The 7,295-nt window shown below is 41.1% G+C and carries 4 protein-coding genes; 1 reads left to right on the top strand and 3 read right to left on the bottom strand.

The window, feature by feature from the left end:
• Positions 1-1,058, bottom strand: a 1,058-nt coding sequence (locus IP485_RS10090; RefSeq protein WP_198327115.1) for an NAD(P) transhydrogenase subunit alpha, incomplete at its 3' end; no start/stop codon positions are given.
• 60 nt (positions 1,059-1,118) lie between these two features.
• Positions 1,119-2,747, bottom strand: a complete 1,629-nt coding sequence (locus IP485_RS10085; protein WP_198327114.1) for a sodium:solute symporter family transporter — start codon at positions 2,745-2,747, stop codon at positions 1,119-1,121.
• Positions 2,748-3,703: 956 nt separating this feature from the next.
• Between IP485_RS10085 and IP485_RS10080 the strand changes: the two genes are divergently transcribed.
• Entirely contained in the window at positions 3,704-4,714 is a 1,011-nt protein-coding gene (locus IP485_RS10080; RefSeq protein WP_198327113.1) for an ester cyclase, read from the top strand.
• Positions 4,715-5,329: 615 nt separating this feature from the next.
• Here the strand turns inward: IP485_RS10080 and IP485_RS10075 are convergent.
• The gene (locus IP485_RS10075; protein ID WP_198327112.1) at positions 5,330-6,958 is read right to left on the bottom strand and encodes a sodium:solute symporter family transporter; all 1,629 of its coding nucleotides are present in this window, start codon (positions 6,956-6,958) and stop codon (positions 5,330-5,332) included.
• Between the last annotated feature and the right edge of the window lie 337 nt (positions 6,959-7,295).

The following is a 7,295-nucleotide window of genomic DNA, read 5'->3' as shown; positions in this document are numbered from 1 at the left end:
GAAGCGTCATCGCCAGCAGGCGCAATTAAGGTCGTGATAAAGTTAACCAAGTTATTGGCATACAAATCTGAAGACTGCGCGGCAAGCTGTGAAGGGATATTGGCAGCACCAACGATACGTACGCCGTTGTCTGTAGTGATGGTTTCGTTCGGCATACTGCCCTCGACGTTGCCGCCGGTACCAGCCGCCATATCGATTAGCACAGAACCTGCTTTCATTTTGGCAAGGGTTGCACCATGCACCAGACGCGGAGCATTACGACCAGGAATCTGCGCCGTGGTAATAACGATATCAGCATTGCTGAGCGCTTTGTCCACGACAGCTGCTTGATCTTTGACATACTGCTCTGATGGTGTCCACGCATAGCCACCGGTAGACTTAGCGGTATCAGCTTCTTCTGCACTCATCGGCACATCAAGCCATTTACCACCGAGTGATTCCACCTGCTCGCGAGCAGTCGGACGTAGATCACTGGCTTCAACGACAGCACCTAAGCGCTTGGCGGTCGCAATCGCTTGTAGACCTGCCACACCGACACCCAAGATAACGACCTTGGCTGGCTTAACGGTACCCGCTGATGTCATAAACATAGGGAATGGACGTGAGTATTCATTGGCTGCTAGCAATACGGCTTTATAACCCGCCAGGTTGGCCTGTGATGACAGTACGTCCATATTCTGTGCGCGTGACAATGTGCGAGGTAATAGTTCCATCGCAAAGGCCGTCGCACCTTTAGCTGCATAAGTATCAAGCTGAGTATTACGATAAGGATCCAGCATGCCAATGACAATCTGACCAGATGACAAGCCATTAACGGCTTCAGCTGATAGGTCATTGACGGTGGTAATAATCTGAGACTGGGTAATGACCTCGGTGCTGCTACTGGCAATGTCGGCACCAGCAGCTTGATACAACTCATCAGCGTAGTACGCTGCTTGACCTGCATTTGACTGAATGACAACGTCAAACCCAAGCTTACGCAACTTTTTGACTGCGTCTGGGGTTATGGCTACACGGCTCTCGCTCGCGCTATCTGCACCGATTACACCGATTTTCATACCGTCTCCTTACGTCTAGTGATTATTCTTCCGTTTTCGTCACTCAATTAGCAACAAGCTTTAGCCTAACGTACTGAAATATGCTAGGAATAACATGATGAAGATGAATAATATGGGTAATAACCACACTACTTTATCAACCTTACCAGGTACAACATACCAACCATCAACTTTCTCAGGTAAACCTTCAGCTGCAAATTTTAACTGCTGACCTTTCACCGTCTGTTCGTGCCAATTTTTTTGCTTACCATCAAGTATCAAGCTTGCAACGATTGACACAACAATGTTGATAGCGCCGCCGATGACGACAAACCAAGGCCATGCGATGGTTGGTGGCGTCCAACTGGTAAACGGAATACCTGCTGCAAACACGTACACACCGATAAAACCAACAATTACACCAATAATAAGGCCTTTCTCTGTAGTGTGTTTTGAAAAGAAACCTAAACCAAAAATAGCCAATTGTGCACCAACAAAATAAGAAGACACTTCTGTAAATGTCTCTAAGATAGATCCTTTACTGTCAATGAATGCGAATGCAATAGGGATAATGAATATTGCCCAAATGATGGTAAAAATACGAGAGGCTGATAAGTAGTGCTTTTCGTCACCATCTTTTTTGATATACGGCTGATAAAAATCGAGTACGGATATCGTGGCGAGAGAGTTCAATGCCGACGATAAGCTTGACATTGAAGCGGATAAGATTGCAGCAGCAATAATGCCCATTAAACCCGGAATAGCCAGCATGTTTGCAAATATCAAGATAATTTGATTTGGTTCTGCAAATACTTTGCCTTTGAAATACACATATAATAAAGCGCCAATAAAAAAGAATAGAAAGTAGATAAAAAATGCAGCAAAGCCCATTAGCAGATAGGATTTTTTGGCATCTCCCATACTCTTTGCACCTAAGGTACGCTGTACCATCATTTGATTACCACCGTATACTGTGATATGAAACAATGTCATCGCGACCACCCCTGCCCAAACCGTTGGGGCAACAGAAAAGTCTAGGCTCCAATTCAATGGATTTAGCTTATCGTTTTCTCCCAGCATAGTGAGAGCTCCTGACATCGGCGAGACTTCTCCAATTAATATGTAAAAGATAATTCCCGCACCAAGGAATAGAATAAATCCCTGCAAGACGTCTGTCCAAATCACAGCATTCATACCACCCATTAGGGTATAGCCTACAACAATAGTTGACATAAGGATGATTGCAGTTTTTGGATCTATACCTGTCGCAAAAGTAATGACAAAAGCCGTAGCAGTTAGGATAGAGGCTGTAGTAATAGTTTGGGTAACCAGAAACAGTGCACTTATAATGGCTCGAGATTTTTTGCCAAACCGACGCTCTAAATAATCATAAATAGAGGCCACGCCACTGCTATAAAAGAAAGGTAGGAAAAATACAACAACGATGAAGATGACTATGGGATAGTTGATATGAATGGCGAGGGCTGCCATACCATCACCATATGCCCAAGCAGGTCCACCTAAAAATGACAAGGCACTGATGTAAGTAGCAATTACGGAAATGCCAATGGCCCACCAAGGTGCTGAACGGTCACCAATATAATAGTCTTCCGCCGTAGAGATTTTCCGACTCATAAACCAGCCAAGCAAAAGATTGGCTAATAAATAAACAATGACAATCACCCAGTTGAGGGTACCAAAACTTTCCATAATCAAGATCCTTTTATTAATGGCCCTCTCAAGTGCGTAAAGTAAAACTTTATGAGCTTGATTAGGATTTCTTATAAATCAATATGACTTGAGTATATTTAATATTGAATTCGAATGCAATAAATTTGTATGAGCATGTTTTGGTATGCTCTAATTCTTAGAGGAGCGTCAAAATAGACTTATTTAAAGTGGGAGGTATTGAAGAGGTAGTAAAAGCAGAACTAAAATGTCATTAACAATGTTGGACTGCCAACGCTTACATGGGTGGTACTTCGATTACGGCTCTTGTCTTGCAAAGCTAAATCGACAATCAATTGATGTTTGGCGCATCTCAAGTTCAATAGAACCCGTTTGCATAACACAATTGATTATGTGCCACCTTTTGAGTTTGAAAAACAGTATTATAATACTTTAACCCTGTTAGACCTTGCTTCCTGATTCAACTAAACTCACCGCAGATAAAGTCGGTACAGTTCAAATTCAGGCTCATTTAGTGTTTTATCATAGATAAAATAGATTCGGTTTCTGATACGACGTTTTTAATCATATGAACTTTAGATTTACATCACGATTATTTTCGCATAGGTATTTAACATACTAAATGCTAAAAGACTCTTAATTACATAGTTATATGTAGAAAAAAATAGCGTTAATCATGAATTAGGCAACATTTTACCTAGCTATAGTTAATATATCAGTTATAAATCGATAGAAAGTGCAACCGAATTCAAAATGTCTTAATATAGAACTTACCTCAGCTATTTGAATTAGGCGCTTCTAATATTTTAGCTCCATCAATACGATGAAAGCCCTTAATGATTATAGAAGCCTATACTCAATAACGTAGAACGAGATAAATCCGTTCCTAAACTTTATTAATATAGTTCAGAGTATTGAGCATTAAATAAACCGAGCTATCGTATTTAGACAATAACTGTAAATTGACAGGACAACATATGATCCAACAAGCCAAAGATTTTATCTGGGAATACTGTGAAGCCTTTGATAATACTGATGTCAGCTCACTACCAGAGCTATTTAATCAATTCATGAGCGACGAATACCGTTGGAAAGGGGTATATCCATTTCGTGACCTTCCTGGACCTGATGCCGTGATTGAGCATTTTTGGCAACCACTCAAACAGTCTGTCAAACATCTGCAAAGACGTATTGATATTTTTATTGGCGGTGACAATGAAATTGAAGACAATAGTAATACTCAGGCAGTTTGGGTCATGAATATGGGGCATTTTACAGGGCTTTTTGATAAGCCGTGGCTTGATATTCCTCCCACTGGTAAGATGCTTAATATTCGCTATGCTGAGTTCCACCGAGTAGAGAATAATAAGATTACCGACACTGGGTTGTTTATAGACCTAATAGGTGTCATGCAACAGGCTGGCGTTTATCCACTACCCCCATCAACAGGACAGTATTTCGTTTATCCTGGTCCTCGCAACCATCAGGGGATTTTACGAGGTGAAAGTGACCCATTACAAACAAACAAAACGCTCGATACGGTCAATAGAATGGTTGAAGACCTTAATCAGCTCAACCTAAGCGGCGCTATGGGCTGCCCTCCAGAAGTATTGGCACAAACCTGGCATCAAGATATGATTTGGTACGGACCTTGCGGTATTGGCGCAAGCTATACCATCGAACGCTATCAAAAACAGCATCAACTGCCCTTCCGTAATGGCTTGGGAGATAAAAAATACAATGGACATGTATGCCGTTTTGCTGATGGCGAGTTAGCTTGCTTTTTTGGCTGGCCAAACTTAACCAATACACCAAAAGGTGGATTTTTAGGTATGCCGAGCAGTGTGCAAGCCGATATGCAAGTGGTAGATGTCTATTATCGCAAGGATGATAAGCTGTCTGAAAACTGGGTATTTATCGATATACCTTGGTGGCTAAAACAACAAGGGCTGGATGTGCTGGAACGTATGCGAGAAATGCAATTCTAATATTAAGCCTGAAATAAGAACCAAAAACATAAAAAAAGCCACCTTAGTGGCTTTTTTATGTTTTGTCATAATATCAAGACTATAAAAACACAGCTCCTATACTCTACCTTAATGTCATCACTATTAATCAATAGCTAACACTCTAGGGGCTTGCGGTTAACAGATCAAAGGCATAGATAGTTTAATTAGTGACCTGCCCCATTGATACTATGAACCATCTCTTCGACCATTTTCTCCGCATCACCAAAGACCGTCATGGTTTTGCCCATGTATAGTTGATTCAGTTTAAAGGAGAGATAAGGCAACCGAGTGCAAATGTATAGATGATACTTCAAGCGAGGTTAACGCTGTCACTCTTTTATAGAGTACTGACTATAGAACAAACTTTTATTAAGCCCTGCTTAACCTATATTCATTGCGCGCTTGATAACCATAATTGTTTGGGCCTTAGTGGCTTCTAGAATCGGTATATCAAAGATTGATGAGGTCAGATCGCCTTTCGCTCGTGATATCTGTACTAATGACAACGATTTTCATACCGTCTCCTTACGCTTAGTGATTATATTCTCAGTTTCGTGACTCAATCCAGTTTCGACACTCAATGAGCAACAAGCTTTAGCCCAACGTATTAAAATAGGCTAGGAATAATATTATGAAGACAAATAATACAGGCAATAACCACACTACTTTATCCACCTTACCAGGGACAACATACCACCCATCAACCTTCTCAGGTAAACCCTCAGCTGCGAACTTCAACTGCTGACCTTTGACCGTTTGTTCATGCCAAACTTCTTGTTTACCGTCCAGTATTAAGCTTGCACTGATAGAAACAATGACGTTGATAGCGCCGCCGATGACGACAAACCAAGGCCATGCAATATTTGGTGGTGTCCAATCGGTAAATAGAATACCAACTGCAAATACATATATACCGATAAAACCAGCAGCAACACCAGTAATGAGACCTCGCTCTGTGGTGTGCTTCGAAAAGAAACCTAAGCCAAACATGGCTAGCTTGGCCCCAACAAAATATGAGGAGACTTCTGTAAGTGTCTCTAAGATAGACCCCTTACTGTCAATGAATGTAAATGCAACAGGAATAATAAGTATTGCCCAAGTGATAGTGAAAATACGAGAGGCTGATAAGTAGTGCTTTTCGTCACCATCTTTTTTGATATACGGCTGATAAAAATCGAGTACGGATATCGTGGCGAGAGAGTTCAATGCCGACGATAAGCTTGACATTGAAGCGGATAAGATTGCAGCAGCAATAATGCCCATTAAACCCGGAATAGCGAGCATATTTGCAAATATCAAGATAATTTGATTTGGTTCTGCAAATACTTTGCCTTTGAAATAAACGTACAGTAAAGCGCCAATAAAAAAGAATAGAAAGTAGATAAAGAATGCAGCAAACCCCATTAATAGATAAGACTTTTTGGCGTCTCCCATACTCTTTGCACCTAAGGTACGCTGTACCATCATTTGGTTACCACCGTATACGGTAATATGAAACAATGTCATCGCGACCACCCCTGCCCAAACTGTTGGGGCCACTGAAAAGTCTAAGTTCCAGTTCAGCGGGTTTAGCTTATCGTTTTCTGCAAGCATGGTAAGCGCGCCCGACATCGGCGAGACTTCTCCAATCAATATATAAAAGATAATCCCTGCACCCAGAAACAAAATAAACCCTTGCAAAACATCCGTCCAAATGACGGCGTTCATACCACCCATTAACGTATAGCCCACTACGATAACAGACATAATGATGATGGCTGTTTTTGGATCTATGCCGGTTGCAAAAGTGATAACAAAAGCCGTAGCAGTTAGGATAGAGGCGGTAGTAATCGTTTGGGTAACCAGAAACAATCCACTCATGATGATTCGAGATTTTTTACCAAACCGACGTTCTAAATAATCATAAATAGAGGCGACGCCACTGCTGTAAAAGAAAGGTAGGAAAAATACGACGACGATAAATATGACTATGGGATAGTTAATATGAATGGCAAGAGCGGCCATTCCATCTCCATAAGCCCAAGCAGGACCACCTAGAAATGACAAAGCACTGACATAGGTGGCAATGACGGAAATACCAATGGCCCACCAAGGAGATGAGCGGTCACCGATATAGTAGTCTTCCGCCGTAGAGATTTTTCGGCTCATAAACCAGCCAAGTAAAAGATTGCCCAACAAATAAACAATCACAATACCCCAGTTAAGCGCGCCAAAACTTTCCATAATCAAAATCCTTTTGTTAATGGCCCTCCCAAGTGCGTAAAGTAAAACTTTATGATCTTGATTAGGATTGCTGATACATTAATATGGCTTGAGTATATTTAATATTGAATTCGAATGCAATAAATTTGTACAGTGTGTTTTGATATGCTCTAATTATTAGAATAGAATCAAAATATATTTTGTTTAAAGTAAGAGAGATTGAAGTGGCAGTAAAAGTAGAGTTTGAACTGCTCTAGGATTATCGAAGACTCAACATGATGTATCTGGTAGGACAGCAAATGTCATTATGATACTCGTAAGGTATGGCAGCAGATTAAAGTAATTGGCGGTCCTTTGG

Origin of the sequence: Psychrobacter sp. NG27 (assembly GCF_016106655.1) — a bacterium.
Taxonomy (GTDB): domain Bacteria; phylum Pseudomonadota; class Gammaproteobacteria; order Pseudomonadales; family Moraxellaceae; genus Psychrobacter.
Note: the sequence above shows the minus strand (reverse complement) of the source record. Positions and strands in the feature narration are given on the sequence as shown.